The sequence below is a fragment of the Sphaerisporangium sp. NPDC004334 genome (assembly GCF_053602655.1).
The window spans coordinates 47,420-63,781 of record NZ_JBSGDZ010000011.1 but is presented as its reverse complement, the minus strand read 5'-3'; the positions used below and the strand labels follow the sequence as shown (position 1 = coordinate 63,781).

The 16,362-nt window shown below is 70.7% G+C and carries 17 protein-coding genes, 1 tRNA gene and 1 pseudogene; 7 read left to right on the top strand and 12 right to left on the bottom strand.

Features of this window, described 5'->3' with window-relative positions; translation table 11 throughout:
* Positions 1-80: 80 nt before the first annotated feature.
* The 5 genes from ACWEN6_RS15835 to bcp form a co-directional block, all read right to left on the bottom strand.
* Complete coding sequence (locus ACWEN6_RS15835) at positions 81-773, bottom strand: response regulator transcription factor (RefSeq protein ID WP_354842018.1); 693 nt, start codon at positions 771-773, stop codon at positions 81-83.
* On the bottom strand, positions 770-1,951 hold the full coding sequence (locus ACWEN6_RS15830; protein WP_452570844.1) for a sensor histidine kinase: 1,182 nt from the start codon (positions 1,949-1,951) through the stop codon (positions 770-772). Before ACWEN6_RS15830 ends, ACWEN6_RS15835 begins: the two co-directional genes overlap by 4 nt.
* Before the next feature lie 438 nt (positions 1,952-2,389).
* Positions 2,390-3,547, bottom strand: coding sequence for a hypothetical protein (locus ACWEN6_RS15825; RefSeq protein ID WP_452570843.1), 1,158 nt, complete (start codon positions 3,545-3,547; stop codon positions 2,390-2,392).
* A tRNA-Leu gene (locus tag ACWEN6_RS15820) sits at positions 3,523-3,596 on the bottom strand. The genes ACWEN6_RS15825 and ACWEN6_RS15820 overlap by 25 nt, the downstream gene beginning before the upstream one ends.
* A gap of 50 nt (positions 3,597-3,646) precedes the next feature.
* On the bottom strand, positions 3,647-4,120 hold the full coding sequence (bcp, locus tag ACWEN6_RS15815) for a thioredoxin-dependent thiol peroxidase (protein ID WP_452570842.1): 474 nt from the start codon (positions 4,118-4,120) through the stop codon (positions 3,647-3,649).
* Between the two features lie 123 nt (positions 4,121-4,243).
* Between bcp and ACWEN6_RS15810 the strand changes: the two genes are divergently transcribed.
* A complete protein-coding gene (locus ACWEN6_RS15810) occupies positions 4,244-4,588 on the top strand; it encodes a DUF3618 domain-containing protein (RefSeq protein ID WP_354842029.1) in 345 nt (114 codons plus the stop codon).
* A 230-nt stretch (positions 4,589-4,818) separates the two neighbouring features.
* Here ACWEN6_RS15810 and ACWEN6_RS15805 read toward each other — a convergent pair whose 3' ends face one another.
* Positions 4,819-6,006, bottom strand: a complete 1,188-nt coding sequence (locus ACWEN6_RS15805; protein WP_452570841.1) for an amino acid deaminase/aldolase — start codon at positions 6,004-6,006, stop codon at positions 4,819-4,821.
* Between the two features lie 33 nt (positions 6,007-6,039).
* Complete coding sequence (locus ACWEN6_RS15800) at positions 6,040-7,527, bottom strand: hypothetical protein (RefSeq protein ID WP_452570840.1); 1,488 nt, start codon at positions 7,525-7,527, stop codon at positions 6,040-6,042.
* Positions 7,528-7,774: 247 nt separating this feature from the next.
* Here ACWEN6_RS15800 and ACWEN6_RS15795 point away from each other — a divergent pair, with 247 nt between their 5' ends.
* Positions 7,775-8,467, top strand: coding sequence for a type 1 glutamine amidotransferase domain-containing protein (locus ACWEN6_RS15795; protein ID WP_452570839.1), 693 nt, complete (start codon positions 7,775-7,777; stop codon positions 8,465-8,467).
* Positions 8,468-8,511: 44 nt separating this feature from the next.
* Here the strand turns inward: ACWEN6_RS15795 and ACWEN6_RS15790 are convergent, their stop codons facing one another.
* Both ACWEN6_RS15790 and ACWEN6_RS15785 read right to left on the bottom strand, forming a co-directional pair.
* A complete protein-coding gene (locus tag ACWEN6_RS15790; RefSeq protein WP_452570838.1) occupies positions 8,512-10,026 on the bottom strand; it encodes an ArnT family glycosyltransferase in 1,515 nt (504 codons plus the stop codon).
* Between the two features lie 398 nt (positions 10,027-10,424).
* Positions 10,425-10,556: an ATP-binding protein gene (locus ACWEN6_RS15785; protein WP_452570837.1), complete on the bottom strand. Its 132-nt coding sequence runs from the start codon at positions 10,554-10,556 to the stop codon at positions 10,425-10,427.
* On the opposite strand from ACWEN6_RS15785, the pseudogene ACWEN6_RS15780 reads away from it, so the two are divergent.
* Positions 10,555-11,271 (top strand): annotated as a pseudogene (locus ACWEN6_RS15780) (DUF5753 domain-containing protein). The gene ACWEN6_RS15785 and the pseudogene ACWEN6_RS15780 overlap by 2 nt on opposite strands.
* A 31-nt stretch (positions 11,272-11,302) precedes the next feature.
* Positions 11,303-11,434, top strand: a complete 132-nt coding sequence (locus ACWEN6_RS15775; protein WP_452570836.1) for a DUF397 domain-containing protein — start codon at positions 11,303-11,305, stop codon at positions 11,432-11,434.
* A 131-nt stretch (positions 11,435-11,565) separates the two neighbouring features.
* Here the strand turns inward: ACWEN6_RS15775 and ACWEN6_RS15770 are convergent, their stop codons facing one another.
* Complete coding sequence (locus ACWEN6_RS15770) at positions 11,566-11,790, bottom strand: hypothetical protein (RefSeq protein WP_354929159.1); 225 nt, start codon at positions 11,788-11,790, stop codon at positions 11,566-11,568.
* A gap of 166 nt (positions 11,791-11,956) precedes the next feature.
* On the opposite strand from ACWEN6_RS15770, the gene ACWEN6_RS15765 reads away from it, so the two are divergent.
* A complete protein-coding gene (locus ACWEN6_RS15765) occupies positions 11,957-12,475 on the top strand; it encodes an RNA polymerase sigma factor (RefSeq protein WP_452570835.1) in 519 nt (172 codons plus the stop codon).
* Positions 12,472-12,954 (top strand): hypothetical protein, encoded by a 483-nt coding sequence (locus ACWEN6_RS15760; RefSeq protein ID WP_452570834.1) that lies wholly within the window; start codon positions 12,472-12,474, stop codon positions 12,952-12,954. The genes ACWEN6_RS15765 and ACWEN6_RS15760 overlap by 4 nt, the downstream gene beginning before the upstream one ends.
* A gap of 89 nt (positions 12,955-13,043) precedes the next feature.
* Here the strand turns inward: ACWEN6_RS15760 and ACWEN6_RS15755 are convergent, their stop codons facing one another.
* The gene (locus tag ACWEN6_RS15755; protein WP_452570833.1) at positions 13,044-13,877 is read right to left on the bottom strand and encodes an alpha/beta fold hydrolase; all 834 of its coding nucleotides are present in this window, start codon (positions 13,875-13,877) and stop codon (positions 13,044-13,046) included.
* Between the two features lie 96 nt (positions 13,878-13,973).
* Here ACWEN6_RS15755 and ACWEN6_RS15750 point away from each other — a divergent pair, with 96 nt between their 5' ends.
* The gene (locus ACWEN6_RS15750) at positions 13,974-14,624 is read left to right on the top strand and encodes a TetR/AcrR family transcriptional regulator C-terminal domain-containing protein (protein WP_452570832.1); all 651 of its coding nucleotides are present in this window, start codon (positions 13,974-13,976) and stop codon (positions 14,622-14,624) included.
* Between the two features lie 64 nt (positions 14,625-14,688).
* On the opposite strand, the gene ACWEN6_RS15745 is transcribed toward ACWEN6_RS15750, so the two are convergent.
* Positions 14,689-15,804, bottom strand: a complete 1,116-nt coding sequence (locus tag ACWEN6_RS15745) for a glycoside hydrolase family 11 protein (RefSeq protein ID WP_452570831.1) — start codon at positions 15,802-15,804, stop codon at positions 14,689-14,691.
* Positions 15,805-16,362 lie beyond the last annotated feature (558 nt).

The following is a 16,362-nucleotide window of genomic DNA, read 5'->3' as shown; positions in this document are numbered from 1 at the left end:
AGGCGCACATCCGCACCGCACACCCGCACCGCACACCCGCACCGCACGGACGGCCGTGGCCGCCCGGCTCGCGGCAGCGGTCAGCGGTCGGAGGGCTTGGCCAGGGGGGTGATCAGGCCGGTCTCGTAGGCGTACACGACGGCCTGCGCGCGGTCGCGGACGCCGAGCTTGGCGAGGACCCGGCCGAGGTGGGTCTTCACCGTGGCCTCGGCCAGCGTGAGCCGCCGCGCGATCTCGGCGTTGGACAGCCCGCGCCCGACCAGCACGAGCACCTCGCGCTCGCGCGCGGTGAGCTGTCCCAGCGTCTCCGCCTGGGGCGCCGTCGCGCCCGGCAGGTGGGCGGTGAAGCGCTCCAGCAGTCGCCTGGTCGTGCTGGGCGCGACCACCGCGTCCCCGGCGTGCACCGAGTGGATCGCGCTGAGCAGATCGGACGGAGGCACGTCCTTGAGCAGGAACCCCGAGGCCCCGGCCTTGAGCGCCGCGAAGGCGTAATCGTCGAGGTCGAAGGTGGTGAGGATGAGCACTTTGGGCGGGTCCGGCATGGCGCGGATCAGCCGGGTCGCCTCCACGCCGTCCACGCGGGGCATGCGCACGTCCATCAGCACGATGTCGGCGCGCACCGTGCGCATCAGCTCGACCGCGTCGGCTCCGTCCGCGGCCTCGCCCACGATCTCGATGTCGGGCTGGGCGCCGAGGACCATGCGGAAGCCGGCGCGCACGAGCTGCTGGTCGTCGACCAGGACCACCCTGATCTGGTCGCCCGGGACGCTCACGCGGCCCGTGCCACGGGGAGTCGTGCGGTCACCTGGAACCCACCTCCGGGGCTGGGGGAAGCGTGCACGCTGCCGTCGTACATCGCGACCCGCTCGCGCATGCCGATGAGCCCGTGCCCGTCGATGCCGCGGGGCGCCGCCGCGCCTCGTCCGTCATCGGTCACCCGCAAGTGGACCTCCCGTGGACCGTACTCCATATCGACCCGCGCGTGTGTGCCCGGTCCGCCATGTTTGAGGGTGTTGGTCAGGGCTTCCTGGACGATGCGGTAGATGACGAGCTGGACCCCCTCCGACAGGTCGCAGGCCGTGCCGGTGACCGTGTACTCGACCGGGAGGCCGGACTGCCGGATGTGCAGCAGGAGCCCGTCCAGGTCGGCCACGCCCGGCTGCGGCGCGTACTCCTCCTCGCTCGCGTCGTCCTGCCGGAGCACGCCGACCAGACGGCGCATCTCGGCCAGGGCCTGCCGCCCGGTGCTGGAGATCGTCCTCACGGCCCGCCGGGCCTGCTCGGGATCGGCGTCGATGGCGTACCCCGCCCCGTCCGCCTGAACGATCATGACGCTGACGTTGTGCGCCACCACGTCGTGCAGCTCGCGGGCGATGCGGGCCCGTTCGGCCGCGGCGGCGATGCGGACCTGCTGGTCGCGTTCACGCTCGGCGCGCTCGGCCCGCTCCTCCAGCCCTTCCAGGTAGCGCCGCCGGGTGCTGGCGTAGATGCCGGCGATCCAGGTGGCGACCATGAACACCGACGCGGAGGCCAGGGAGAACGCCGTCATCGTGCCGTAGCGGAGCAGCAGCAGCACGATGCCCAGCTCGACGATCGCGCCCGCCGCGAGACCCCACCGCAGCGCGCGGCCGGAGACGACGCTGTACAGCGCCACCAGGACGGCGACGTTGGCGGGAAGCGGCTGGATGTGGGTGAGCCACTGGAAGAAGGAGAGCAGCGCGATGATCGCGAACACCGGGACGGGGTGGTTGCGGCGCCACAGCAGCGGCGCGAGCAGCGCCGCCGACATCGCCGTGTACCCGACGTAGTCCAGACCGAGCGCGCCCGGCGGATGGGAGCCGTTGGCGATGTTGCCGGCGGCGGTCAGGCACAGCAGCAGGAGCGGCACCACGAACAGGGCATCGACCAGCTTGCCCTTGCCGGAACCCCACGCGCGCAGTCTGCCGAACACGTATTCAACCCTACGTTCGCGCACTTCACCCGCCCTTCCGCCTGGAGAGGGATCTGCTTCTACGACCCAGGTCGTACAGCCCCTGAAGGCTTACACCGGTCTTACGGGCCGTGGGGGATAGTTCTTATTGGGAGCACCCCTTCGGGGGAGTAAAGGGAGAAGTGAGATGTCGGGCTTCGAAGACGACGGGTCGCGTGGCTGGGGGGACTGTCACGCGACCCCGGGGATCCCGACCTCGTCTCCTACCCACGCTTGACGCCCTCTGCCCAGCGGGCTGACGCGGAAAGAGCCGCCTCCACGACGTGGAGGCGGCTCTCGTCGTCCCGGGACCTTCCCGGCCGCCCCGGCGGATCCCGCCCGGCCACTTCGACGGTGGCGTCCCCGGGGGAGGCCTCTGGCCGCCTGGACGGTGGCGTCCTCGGCTACATGTCGGCCGTCTCAGCGCACGTGTCTGGTCGCCGCGACGGTGGCCTCCTCGGCGTAGGCCCAGTTGCCCGCCACGGTGCGCAGCGCGGGCAGCCACTTGCCGGGCTCGTCCCGTCCCGCCGTGAGATGGCGCACCGCGGTGTCGCGCATGCCGGCGCAGACATGGGCCAGGTACACCCCCGCCGCGCCGAACCCCGGCACCCCCACCTCGTTGCCCCGCGCCAACTCGCACGCCTTGTCGAGCGTCCCGGACGCGCTCGCGTCGAGGTCGCGGCCGAGGGCCTCGAGGGAGCGGTGGTCGATGCGCTTCATGTCGCCGAGCTGCGCGGCCGTCGCCCCGTGGTACCCCTTGGGTGGGGTCTCGCCGTCGCGCAGGTGCGTCGGCCACAACACCGGCGGCACGCTGTCGCGCATGGTGGGCGCGGCGCGCCAGAAGGTCTGGTACCCGCCGAGGCCGCCGGCCACCGTCGCGGTCCCCGCCGCCGTCGTCCCCGTCAGCGCCCCCTGTGACACCCCGAGCCGGACGGCGAGCCCGGACAGCATCGAGGCCACCGTGCCGTTGACCTTGGCCATGCTCGCCACCATCCCGCGGACGACGACGCCGGCCTCGACCATGGCCTTGTTGGCCACATAGGTGGTGCTGGCGCCGATGCCCGGCACCACCGCGGCGGCGAGGTAGGGCGCCACGAAGCTGAGCAGCGAGGACCCGATGATCGCCGAGGACAGGCCGAGCCCGGTGTAGGCCAGGGCGCTCGCCTTCAGCGCGCCGACCATCTCGTCGTACATGCCGGCCGCCTGGTCCAGCGCCGTCTGGTAGGGCCGCAGCCGGTTGGCCATGAAGGCGTCGCGGCCCTTCTCGGCCCAGTGGTCGGCGTGGGCGCGACGGGTCACGGCGTCGGTCATCTGCTCACTGGCGTGCCGGACGAGCGTGGCGACCTCGGCGTACCGGTCGCCCGCGTGCCACATCTGGGCCGGGTCGGACACCACCGACAGCAGCAGCAGGGCGACGGGCCAGCCGAGGGGGAACACGATCGCGGCGCTGGTGGCGTTCGCCGCGCCCCACGTGCTCGGCGCGGAGGTGACGACGTCTGCGAAAGTGGCGCCCATGGTGATCGTTCCCCCGGGGAGGTGGACGAGCGACGGGGTGGGGTCGGTGGGATTCGAACCCACACTGTCAGGTACCTAAAACCTGTGCCTCCTGCCGTTGGGCTACGACCCCGTGCCTGCGGCTGGCGCCATCCTAGTTGAGCACGCGCCCGGCCGTGCCGGTCAGGCCAGACCGAGATCTTTTCGCAGGCGCGCGACGTGACCGGTGGCCTTCACGTTGTAGAGCGCCTTCTCGACCTTGCCGTCGGCGTCGATGACGAAGGTCGAGCGCAGCACGCCGACCGTCGTCCTGCCGTACATGGTCTTCTCGCCGTACGCCCCGTACGCCTGGTGGACGGCCAGCTCGGGGTCGGAGAGCAGCGGGAAGGTGAGCCCGTCACGTTCGGCGAACTTCGCGAGCTTCTGCGGGGTGTCCTTGGAGACGCCCAGCACGACGAAGCCCGCGCCGGTCAGCGAGGCGAGGCTGTCACGGAAATCGCACGCCTGCTTGGTGCACCCAGGCGTCATCGCCGCGGGGTAGAAGTAGAGGATGACCCGCTTGCCGCGGAAGGACTCAAGGCTCGTGGCCTCGCCCTCGGAGTCGGGCAGGGTGAAGTCGGGTGCGGCGTCGCCGGGCTCGAGTCTCGTCTGCGTCACGGGAACAACCTACCGGCATGCCCAGCGTGCCGGGCGGTCACCCGACCTGACAGACTGATCGCTGCAATGTAGCGGCGAGCCGGGCGAGGGCGGCTCGCCCGGGAGACAGAGAAGGGGATCGTCATGGCCGACACCGATCCCGAGGCGCTCGAGCGGGAAATCGAGCGCACCCGGGCGGAGCTTGCTGTCACCGTTGACGCCATCGTGGACCGCGTCAGCCCCAAGCGGGTCGCCGGGCGCGGCGTCGCCAGGATCAAGGCCAATGCCGAGCACCTGGTCACCACCGCCCGCGACATGATCGGCGGCGCCGGTCACCCGCGGGGGTACGCGCAGTACGGCGCCTACGGCGAAGACGACGGCTGGCAGGACGAGCCCCCGGCCCGCAACCTGGCCCCGATCCTCATCGGCGTCGGCGCCATCGTCATAGCCGGCGCCGCCTACACCCTCTGGCGCCGCACCCGCCGCTGACCCCCTGGGCCGCACCCACCCGTCGTCACCAGGCATCATCGGCACGCCCTCCACCCACCTGACGATGGCCCTTCGGGGGTTGAGGAAAGGCGCCGCGTCGGCGGGACGCAGGTCGGCGATGCCGGCGCCCTCGTACGGCGCCCGGGACCGGCTCCGGCCACGGCACCCGAGTAAGCGGTTCGCGAGCCGGTTCGGTGGCGATGAAGTTCGTGGAGCGGTTCGCGGGCCGGTCAGAGGAAGGTCTTGCCGTCGCCTCGGTAGGTGGGGAGGGTGTCGACCAGGCGGTCTCCCTCGATCAGGTGCAGGGCGTCGAAGCGCTCGCACAGTTCGCCCGCCTTGGCGTGGCGGAACCACACGCGGTCGCCGATGCGCAGGTCGTTGGCCGCGCGGCCCAGCAGCGGGGTTTGCACCTCACCCGCGCCCTCGCGCCCGTCGTAGCTCAGCCCGGCCGGCAGGTACGGCTGCGGGAGGCGCGACACGCCGGGGGAGCCGGAGGCGTGGTACCCGCCGCCGAGCACGGTGACCACCCCGGGGGCGGGCCGGCGCACGACGGGGAGCGCGAACAGCGCGGCCGGGCGGCCGGTGAAGCCGCGGTAGAAGTCGAACAGGCGCGGGTGGTAGAACCCCGACCCGGCGGCGATCTCGGTCACCGCCTTCTCCCTGGTGGTCTTCTCCACCGAACCGGTGCCGCCGCCGTTGACGAACTCCAGGTCGGCGACCCGCCGGACGGCCTCGACGACGCGTCCCCTCCGGACGATCAGCTCGCGCCGCGACCTGGCCTGCACCATGCGCAGGGCACGGCCGTAGGGGCCCGGCACCCGGTCGCCCACTCCGGCGATCTGCGCCTCGTACGCCATCAGGCCCACCAGCCGGAACCCCGGACGCTTGGCCACCTCGGCGGCCAGGTCGGCGGCCTGCCCGGGCTCGCGGACCGGGGAGCGCAGCACTCCGGCGCGCATCCGCCCGGCGAACGCCAGGAAGCTCGCGTCGATGTCCAGGCAGAGGCGGATCTCCTGGCGCGACGGCACGCCGGCCGTCGCCGCCTCGATCAGGTCGAGATGTTCCGGGCAGTCGATCATCACGGTGATCTCCCGTGCGGCCCGGGGATCGCCCGCCAGGCTCGCCAGCGCCTGCCGGTCGGCCGTCGGATAGGCCACCAGGATGTCGCGGAACCCTTCGCCGGCCAGCCACAGCGCTTCGGGCAGTGTGAACGCCATGACGCCGGCGAAGCCGTCCATTTCCAGGACGCTCCGCAGAACCGCCCGGCAGCGGATGGACTTGCTGGCCACCCTGATCGACTTGCCCTTGGCGCGGCGGGCCATCGACGCGGCGTTCTCCCGCAACGCCGCGAGGTCGAGGATCGCGAAGGGCGGGTCGAGTTCGGCGGTGGCGCGTTCGTAACGCTGGCGCTCGTCCATGCCGGAAGCATAAGTGCGCCGACATAGATGAGCCTAGGTCACGTTAGCCTGGCGTATCTCCGCACGCCTCTCCGCACGCCGGGCGCGGAGGTTCTGGAAGGCCAGGCCGGCCGCCAGGCACGCGACGGGGATGACGGGCACGACGTAGCGGTGGTCGAACGCCGCGATCAGCGGCGGCAGCAGGAGCAACGTCATCGCCACCGCCCACGGCAGCAGCACCGGACCGCCCAGCCGCCGCCATCGCGCCAGAACGCCGAACAGCCCGGCCAGCAGGATGACCGCGAGGAGCGGGCCCCGCAGGAACCCCTGCGACTGGTAGGCCCGCAGCAGCCCCGCGTACGGTTCGACGAGCCGGGTGTCGGCCCTGCCGCCCTGGTAGGCCGCCGTGAGCTGCGGAGCGCTGCGCCCCGACGAGGCGATCTTGCTGGTGAACGGCTTCACCGAGTCGGGGAAGACGTAGGCGCTCTGCGGGCCGGGGGTCGGATAGACCCGGCGGGTCCACTCGAAGCTCCACAGCGCGTCCCTGAGGCCGGTCACCAGGAAGTCCACCGGCTGCGCCATGATGGCCTCCTTGGAGAACGCGCCGCTCAGCCGCTCGCGGTCGGCGTCCTTGCGCACCTTGGCGAGCGGTGAGCCGGCCTCCCAGATATAGGACGGGGGAGCGGGCCGCCGTCCGGGAGGATCGGACGGGCACAGCACGCGCTCTTCCCCGGCCGGGTGGATGCGCGCGCAGTCGGCGAAGCTCATGGTGCGCGCCCAGAGCCAGACGTTGCTCTGACCCAGACCGTAGACGCCGTGCTCGCTGTGGTGCCACACGGCGTAGCCGCCGATGCCGGCCATCGCGGCGAGCGCGCACGCCACCAGCGGACGCCACCCGGCCCGGGCGATGACCATGCAGACGAGCACGACGATGAGCACGGGAAGCCCGACGGTGCGAGTGAGGGTGGCCGCCATCAGCGACAGCCCCGCCACGACGGCCGTCCCCACCGTGGGCCGTTCTCGCCACAGCAGCGCCGTCACCGCGGCCGTCACCAGGAAGGTGAACAGCAGGTCGGCCATGACGAGGTGCTCAAGCTGGACCAGGTGCACGTCCAGCAGCACCGGCACGGCGGCGAGCGTCGCCCCCCAGCCGGGCAGCCGGGCACGGCGCCGCAGCACGGCGTACACGCAGACCGCCATCGCCAGCCCGAGCAGGTGCTGGACGGCGATCACGGCGGCGAAGCCCTGCAAGGGGCGCAACGCCCATAGGAACAAGGAGTAGCCGACGGGGCGGGACTCCAGCGGCTGTAGACGGACCGCCGCGTTCACGTACACGAAGGAGTCGGCCCAGAACCACAGCGCCGGGCGGTACCCCAGCATGGCCACCAGCCGGAGCACGGCCCCGGCGGCGAGGACGAGCAGGAATACCCAGTGGGCCCGCGCGGCGGGGAGCACCCGGCGGATGCGCGTGGCCGGCCCCGCGGACGCCGGACGGCCTTCGGCAGCCGTCGCGGCCGTGGACCCGGCCGTGCTCGAAGCCATGCCCGGCAGCACCGGCACCTCCTCAGGCGGACAACGGGTTCTTCATGCTAGGCCGCTTCCCCAACCGCCTCTGCCGGTTGTCCACAACCCGAACCGCCCCTGCCGGTTGTCCACAACCCGAACCGGCGGGCACCCGGCCACCCGATCGCCGACTCGTTCACCACAGCGCCCGGCGAACAGGATATAGAGTTACATAAGTCACTTTATTGGCCATATCACCAGATGCGACTGAGGGGGCGATTCCCTCATGGCCAAGATTCTCTTCGTGGTGACCGGAGCTAGTTACTGGACGCTCAAGGACGGCACCCGGCACCCGACCGGTTACTGGGCCGAGGAGTTCACAGCCCCGTACAGCGCGTTCACCGAGGCCGGCCACGAGATCGTGGTGGCCACCCCCCGTGGTGTGGTGCCGCACGTGGACGTCATGAGCCTGCGTCCCTCGATGGCGGGCGGCGAGCAGGTCGCCCTGCGGGAGGAGGAGATCCTGCGGTCGGCCGAGGAGCTGCGGCGGCCGATCGAACTGGCGGACGCCCGCCTGGAGGACTACGACGCCGTCTACCTCCCCGGGGGCCATGGCCCCATGGAAGACCTGTGGAACGACGCCGACGCGGGCCGCCTGCTGACCGCGGCCCTGGCCACGGGCAAGCCCCTGGCCATCGTCTGCCACGCGCCCGCCGCGATGCTGGCCACGCGGCGGAAAGGAGTCTCGCCTTTCGCCGGCCACCGGGTCACCGCCTTCACCAACGACGAGGAGGAAGCCGTCGGACTGGCGTCCAAGGCCAGGTGGCTGCTGGAGGACGAACTGGTCCACCTGGACGTCGACTTCACCCGCGGCGAGAGGTGGAAGCCGTACACGGTCGTAGACCGCAACCTGTACACCGGTCAAAACCCCGCCTCCGCCGCCCCTCTGTCGCAGGAACTGCTCAAAGCCCTCGATTGACACGTCGCCGCGATCTGACCGCACCCGGATCGACGGGCTCGGCGTCAGTCGTAGTGCCGGAGGCGGGGCCACAACCGGGACCAGGGCAGGCGGAGTCCGGTGCAGACGTAGACGTGGCCGCCGGCCTCGATGTTGCGGACGCCGTACGGGTTGGAGATGGTGGCCGCCTCGCGCACGCTGGTGAACAGGCCGCCAAGGTAGCCGGCGTAGCCGGAGCCTGCGCTGCCGGGTGCGACGGCGACGACGGTGGTGGCGTCGGGGTTGCCGGGCCCCCACCACCACACGCTGTTGTGGCCGCTCACAGTGGTGGGAAGCCCCGTGCCCCTGCCCAGTTCGTTGATGGCGCCGGCCTCGCTGTAGTTCTCGGTGAAGATCACGGCTTGGGCCCGTTGGGCGGGCGGCAGGGCGTTCCACACGTCGCGGACCGTGTCGACGAGTTCGGGCCATCCGACGGTCTCGGCCAAGGTGGAGTCGATGGTGCGGCCGGAGCCGGCGCGGGGGAGCGGAAGAATCGGTAACAGGCCGAGCGCGAGCACGACGGTGAGGAGCGCGGTCGCCACGGCGAAGGTACCGATGCGGAGTCGCCGGGCGTACAGCCATCCGTCGACGGCGACGGCGCCCGCGGCGAGCAGATAGACGTACGCACCGGCCAGGTAGTAGATCTTCGCGCCGGTCGTGAGGGCGTAGAGGACGAACAGCAGCCCGTAGGCCCACACGAGCGCCCGCCACAGCGGCCGCTCGGAGCGCCACAGCAGGCGCAGCCCGGCCGGCCAGACCCACACCAGGGCCAGGCACACCAGCAGCAGTTGGCCGATCGCCCAGACGGGGATGTTGAGCAGGCCGCCGTTCTCCCGGTTGAGCTGACGGGTCATGGCGATCGTCGCCCACTCGTGCTGGGACTGCCACCAGATGTCGGGAACGACGAACGCCACCGCGATCGCGGCGCCGGCCGCGAACCAGCGGTTGAGCACGAGCCGGCGGCCCCCGCCGAACAGGGCGCCGATCACGAGCGCCACGGCGAAGAAGCCCGGCTGGTGGTTGTCGGCGACGCCGAGGCCGAGCACCAGCCCGGCGACCGGCCACCAGCGGGGGTCGCCGGTGCGTCCGATGCGGACGACGACGAGGGCCAGCGCGGCCAGTGCCAGCACCGCGTACGGGGTGGTGTTCGCCACGTGGTCGGCGGCCCACAGGACCGGCATGGTGGCCACGGCCACCGCCGCCAGCAGTTGCGGCCGCCTGCCGCCGCCGATTTCGCGGGCGGTGAGCCCGCCGACCACGACCGTGGCCCAGGCGGCGAGCGCCGGCCACACCCGCAGGCCGGGCAGCGACACGCCGAACAGGTCCAGGGACACCCGGGCCAGCAGCGGCGCCAGAACGGGCTGGTCGACGTAGCTCGCCTGCAGATGCCGAGCGGCATCGAGGAAGTACAGCTCGTCGCGCTGGAAGCCGTACCGGGGCGAAAGCGCCATCAGCACGGCGAAGACGACCCCGCCGACCGCGATCACCCGGCGGTCGAATGGAGCGAGACCGGCGGGGACGGCGCCGGCGTCATCCCGCACCGCGGAATCGTGCGCGCGGCCGTCAGCCATCGGCCCACACCCTGGCACAGGCGCCTTCGCACGCACGGCCGCACCGTCCGCGCGACGCCCGGAGGCATACGAACACCGTGGCATGCTACATCGCCGGCCGTGTGACCGGCCGATCACCGCGTATTTCGCGCGGCCTTTCCTGAGCCGGCCGATCGGCGTGGAACCTTTCTGGTCGATGTCGCTCGTGCTGATCGGAGAAAAGCCGTCCCCGCCGGGGGCAACGGGGACGGCCGCTCGTGACCCTCTGATTCGTATTGAACGACCGTTACGCGCGCGCGGAACGGCGGCACGGCCGACGCATTCCATGGGGGACCGTAAGAGTGGTCGCAGGGGGCATTGAGAGCGGTATGGGAATAGCGGAAACGCCGTCACTCGTGCGTGCGGGTATATCTGACCTGGAACCAGACCGTGCGCCCGGCGGCGTCCTCGTGGACGTCCCAGCGATGGGACAGCGTTTCGACGAGCATCATTCCGCGCCCGCCCTCACGAACCGACTCCATGGTCAACATGATCGAGCTGGCCAAACGCCCGCCGTCCCGCCGCTTCGCCGAGCTCTGCGACCAGATCTTCGGCCTCGACGGCACCATGGTCCGCCTCTACACCGCCACGACCTGGAACAAGGCCCCCGAATACCTTCGCCCGTGGCTGGAGGAGGAAGAACAGGCGACCGGCCTGCGGACCTGGCAGCCCACCATCGTCCCGGGACTCCTTCAGACTCAGGCGTAATCCAGAGAAATCCTGGCCGCGATGCCCGGTCTCATGGGTGAAGAACTGGAGCAACGGCTTGCGAACCGTATGCAGCGGCAGGCGATACTGCACCGCGAAAGGCCTCCCGCGCTCACCGTAGTGATCGACCAGGCAGTGCTCTATCGCACCATCGGTGATATAGAGGTCATGCGGGAGCAGTTGCTGCACCTGTTCGAAGTCGCCCGGCGTCCATACACGACCATCCAGATCGTGCCCAATACCGTCCGTGCGCATTGCGGGCTGGCAGGTGGGTTCGTCATCGCCGAACGGAACGGATCACCCTATGCCGCGTATACGGACGCACAACCCTTCGGACGCACCTTCGACGACCGTCACTTGATCGCGGAACTCGTCCGCCTGTATGACGCTCTCAGGGCGGAGGCCGTGCCGTCCAGTCAGTCACTTCGATTCATTGAGGAAGCGGTGAACCAGATTGACGCAAGATCTCACGACCGCACGATGGCGTAAGAGCAGTTATAGCGCTGCCCAGGGCGAGTGCGTGGAGGTGGCGACCGACCGCGTGCGACTCCGGGCCCTGCGCGACAGCAAGAACACCGCCATCCCGGCGATCGTCGTCACTCCAGTCGAGTGGGGCGCTTTCCTGGCCGGTGTGAAGAACGGCGAGGTGTGAGCTTCGTCCATCGGCGGTGAAGAGTCCGCGGCGGGGGAACGTTTCTTCGGGGGTGATCTTCGGGGGTGAGTAAGGCCAGCCGCGTGCGTGCTGGGGCCGGCTGGCCCTACCTTGCGACGGAGGTCGGTCGCCTACTTCATGCTGTCGGCCAGGTCCACCAGGGCGGTGGCCGCGCGGAAGAACTTGTTGCGTCCCAGGTCGCCGACCGTCTTGATGCGGAAGGCCTCCTGCAGGAGCTTCGCGTCGTTCTCGCTGACGCCGGACAGCGCGGATACGGGAGCCTTGACCAGATCCGCGAGGCTCTTACTCTCGTACTCCTTGTCGAGCAGCTTCGACATTTCTGCGGTGACCGCCATGGTTCCCCCCGTTGATATGGCTTTCGAGTGATTCGCCGAGCACTCCAGACCTTCCCCCCAGCGGCACCGGTCATGGTCATCCGCCGACAAGGCGCGGTCAAAGTGCTTCCTCGCCGGTATGAACCTCCGCGGCCCGGGCGCCGACTGAACGGGCGAAGGAGGGCGGATGAGCGATGAACTGCTGGTGGTGCGCTGCCAGCTCGGCGAGCGCGAGGCGTTCGCCGAGCTGGTACGGGCCTGGCACGGTGCGGTCGAACGGTACGTCGGGCGAATGCTCGCCGGCCACGACGATGACGTGGTTCAGGAGATCTGGCTGGCGGTCTTCAAAGGGCTGCCGCGACTCCGGCGGCCGGACCGGTTCGCGCCGTGGCTGTTCACCATCGCGCGCCGCGCGGTGATGAACCGGCTGCGGGACGCGTACGCGCGGCCGGAAGCCGAGCAGGTGGACGACCTGCCCGGCCGGGACGAGGCGCAGGACGTCGTCGACCGGGAGACGCTCGGCGGTGCGCTGGCGGCGCTTCCGGTGCGGGAACGGGAGGTGCTGTTGCTGTTCCATCTCCAGGACCTGTCGCTGGACGCGTGCGCGCAGATCTGCGGCGTCCCGGTCGGAACGGTCAAGTCGCGGCTCAACCGGGCTCGGAGGTTGTTGCAGGAGGAACTCGTGAGGAAGGGGTACGTGGGATGAGGCCGGAGGACGTGCTCAAGCGGCTGGACGCGCCCTTGTCGCTGCGGCGGCGGATCGGATACGTGACCCTGGCCTGCGCGGGACTCGCGGGGAGCGGGCTCATCGGCGTGCTGTGGGCGACCGAGCCGGGGCTGCCGCCGCGGACGAAGGCCGCCTTCGCGGTGCTGGTGGCGATCGGGCTCTGCTGGGCGGCGTTCGGCGGCTGGGCGGTGACGCGCCGGACGCCGCTGTTCGCCCGGGACCGCGTCGTGGCGGGTTGGATCGGACTGGGCGCGTGGCTGACGCTGACCATCGGCGCGCTGGTCATCACCACCCTGCGGCACAAGATCGATCCCTCGGCGATCGCCATGCTGCCGGCCCTCGGCGTGCTAGCCGTGGTCAACCTCCGCGCCGCCCGCCGCGCGAGAACGGCCCTCCTGCGCCGCAAGGACGAACTGACGCGACGCCACGCCCCGGACGGCGACGACGTGGAACGATGACGGCAGGCGGAACGATGACGGCAGGCGGAACGATGACGGCAGGCGGAACGATGACGGCAGGCGGTCCGCGACATCACGGTCAGGTGGCGTCAGCCCGCCGAGGGGTGGAGCACCTTGTCCGCGAGCCGCTGGATGATCCCGGCGACCTGTTCGTGGTCTCTCAGGTCGGCGCCGTGGTCGCGGCCGCGCATGATGACGCGCTCGGCGTGCGGCATGACGCTTTCGATGGCGTCGAGCCGCTCGCCGAGGTGAGCGGGGCTGCGGTCGCCGCCGAGCAGCACGGTCGGCACCTTGATCGTCGCGTAGGTGTCGAGCCGCACCCCGAGCCGGTCGAGTGCGTCCAGGGAGTCGAGCTGGCCGGGGATGAGCCTGCGGTACCTGGGGATCAGCGCCACCGCGAGCCCGGCCAGTGAGGCCTGCCGGCCGGGCATCCCCACCGAGCCGCGCAGGAAGACGGCCATGGCCTTGCCGGGCCGTCCCGCCGCGAGGGCGGCCCGGGCCTGCGTGAGGATGTGCCCGTCCGCGCCGCTCAGCGGCGGCCCTATGACGGTGGCGGGCTCGTAGACGACCGCCCCGGCGAACGACGACGGTGAGGCGGCCAGGGCTTCGAGGGCGACGACGCCGCCGTCGGAGTGGCCGTAGAGGACGACCGGTTCGCCGACCGCTCGCACCAGCGCCATGACGTCCTGCACCTCCTCGGCGATCGTGCAGGGGGAGCCGCCGAGCCGGGGGTCGGGCTTGAGGTCCATGCGGTACTGGCGGCGGTGCGGGCGCAGGACGCGGAAGCGGGCCGCCAGGACGCCGGCGAGGCGCCGGCAGCGCGTGCCGTCGTCCAGACCTGGGCCGAGCAGCACGACGGCCGGCCCTTTGCCTTCGTCGTAGGCGCGGACGTCGGTGCCGTCCGCCGATGTCGTGACGAGCACGGTGCCTCCTGAAGCTCGGGGGAGCGGACGCTCCTTAGCAGTGCTCAGTTCTCCTTAGCAGCGATAAGGTAACTTAGCGCTGCTAAGGTGTCAACGATGCGAGCGAACGACAAACGGCCCGGCCTGAGCCGTCAGACGTTGGTCGATACAGGGCTGCGCCTGCTCGACGAGGTGGGGCTGGACGGGCTGACGGTGCGCCGGCTCGCCGCCGAGCTGGGCGTCCAGTCACCGGCTCTGTACTGGCACGTCCGCACCAAGCAGGAACTGCTGGACGCGATGGGGGACGAGATCATCCGGGCGGCGGGCATGGGGCCGCCCCGGGAGGAGGAGTCCTGGCAGGACTGGCTGGACCGCCGCGCCCGCGCGTACCGTGCCTCACTGCTGTCCCACCGCGACGGCGCGCGCATCGTCGCAGGCGCTCGGGGGAGGTCCCCGGTGACGCTCCGGCTGTTCGAGGAAGAGCTGTCCGCCATGGTCGCCCGGGGCTTCACCCCGGCGCTGGCCCTGCACACCATCACGGCGTTGAGCCACTACGTCATCGGCTCGGTCCTGCAACAGCAGACCGAGCCCGAGCGGCCGGCCGCGGCCGCCGATGCGACGGAGGGCGACATACCGGCCATCCTGCTGGCGGCCGTCCGGGACGGCGGCGGCCCGTTCGGCGAGCGCGCCTTCGACCACGGGCTGCGCGCGTTCATCGACGGCACCGCCGCCGCCCTGGCACGCCGGAACGCCGCCTCTCCGTCGTGAAACCGCGCGGGGAGCGGGCTCTCCACAGCCCGCTCCCCGCGTCCGTACTCAAAAGCCGCTCAGGTCAGCCGCTGGTGCAGGCCGAGCCGTTGAGGCTGAAAGCCGTGGGGTTGGGATTGCTGCCGGTGTGGGTGCCCTGGAAGCCGAACGTGGTGTTCGCGCCGGGCGCCAGGGAGCCGTTGTAGGACACGTTGCGGGCGGTGACCGTCGAGCCGCTCTGGCTGACGTCGGCGTTCCACGAACTGGTGACCTGCTGCCCGGCGGAGAAGGACCAGGTCACCGTCCAGCCGTTGATCGCGCTGCTGCCGGTGTTGGTGACGGTGAGGTTGGCGGTGAAGCCGTTGTTCCACTCGTTCTTGGTGTAGGACACGCGGCAGGGGCCGCTCCCACCGCTGGGAGAAGGCGAAGGCGTGGCCGAGGGGGTGGGGTTGGGCGTGGGAGTGCGCGTCGGCGTCGGCGTAGGAGTCGGCGACGGGCTGGAGCCGTCCAGGGTGATGTTGGAGTTGCCGCTGCTCTGGTAGCCCTCGGTGGCCAGGATCTGGTAGTCGTGACTGCCGAGGTTCATGCCGTAGCGGGCCCAGGCGTCGAAGTGGTTCCCGACCGTGATGGTGCCGCCGGTCTTCTTGGACTGGCGGACGCTCCAGTACTGGTTGAAGGTGCTGTTGTTGCCCTCGATGGAGGGGGCGTTGTACCGGGTGGTCTCGTAGATGTCGTAGGTGCCGCCGTCGGTGGTGACGGTGCCCTTGAAGCTGCCGGTGGGCCGGTAGGTGCCCCAGTTGTCCAGGATGTAGTACTCCACCAGCGGGTTCCTGGTCCAGCCGTACAGGGCCAGGTAGGCGTTGCCGGAGGGGTTGAAGCTGCCGGAGTAGGTCACCGTCCTGCGCGCGCCGGGCTTCCACCCCTTGCCGGCGACGAAGTTGCCGACGTTGCTCCAGGAGGTGCTGTAGTTCCCGCCGTTACCCAGGGTCATGGACGACGATCCACTGCCGTTGGTCCAGAACGAGTAGAAGTAGCCGTTGTTGGTGCCGGTCTGGTTGCTGGTTATGGCCGCGTGGGCGGTGCCCGGCAGCAGCAGGGTCATGGCGGAGACCAGCGAGAGCACCATGGTGCAGGCACGGCCGATGAGCACTCTGGTGTGGCTACGGTGGCGAATCGGCGGGCGGATGGGGGCGTCGTTCATGTGCGCGCTTCCTCCTCGTTAAGGCCGGCGCGGGCCAGGCGGCGTGTCAGGACCCGGCGGTGCGCCGCCGGTGACCGGGATGACGGCCACGGCGCGCGGCGTCGTACGACGCGGCGGAGGTCGGCCGGTCCTCGTCGGCCGACGACCGGAAGCCCTGGTCGTGGCAGGCGACCCGGATCGACAGCGGTTGAGCCTGTCAGCGGCGACAGTGTTCGCCCGATCCCGCCGCCCTGTCAACGCCCACCGAAAGCTTCCGAAAGTCGGACCTGGCCAGAGCAAGGCGTATCGCTGCTCAATGGCCATTTCCCGCTTAGCGGGGTGGGGCACACCAGATGAAAATTTCGGAGAAACGCCGAATCAATTTCGGCGCTTGGGTCCGACTTTCTTCGCCCTCACCGTCAGCGGGACCGCCCTGGGGTTGCCTTGCCCTTCAGGAGCATGCGGTCGTACGGGCAGAGACGCGGCGAAGCCGGCCTGACAGCGCGCACACCCCAACCCGCCGCCGGACACAAAAAAGAGGGGCAGTGGCCGTGATGGCGGTGCCCCTCTAAGTGTGTT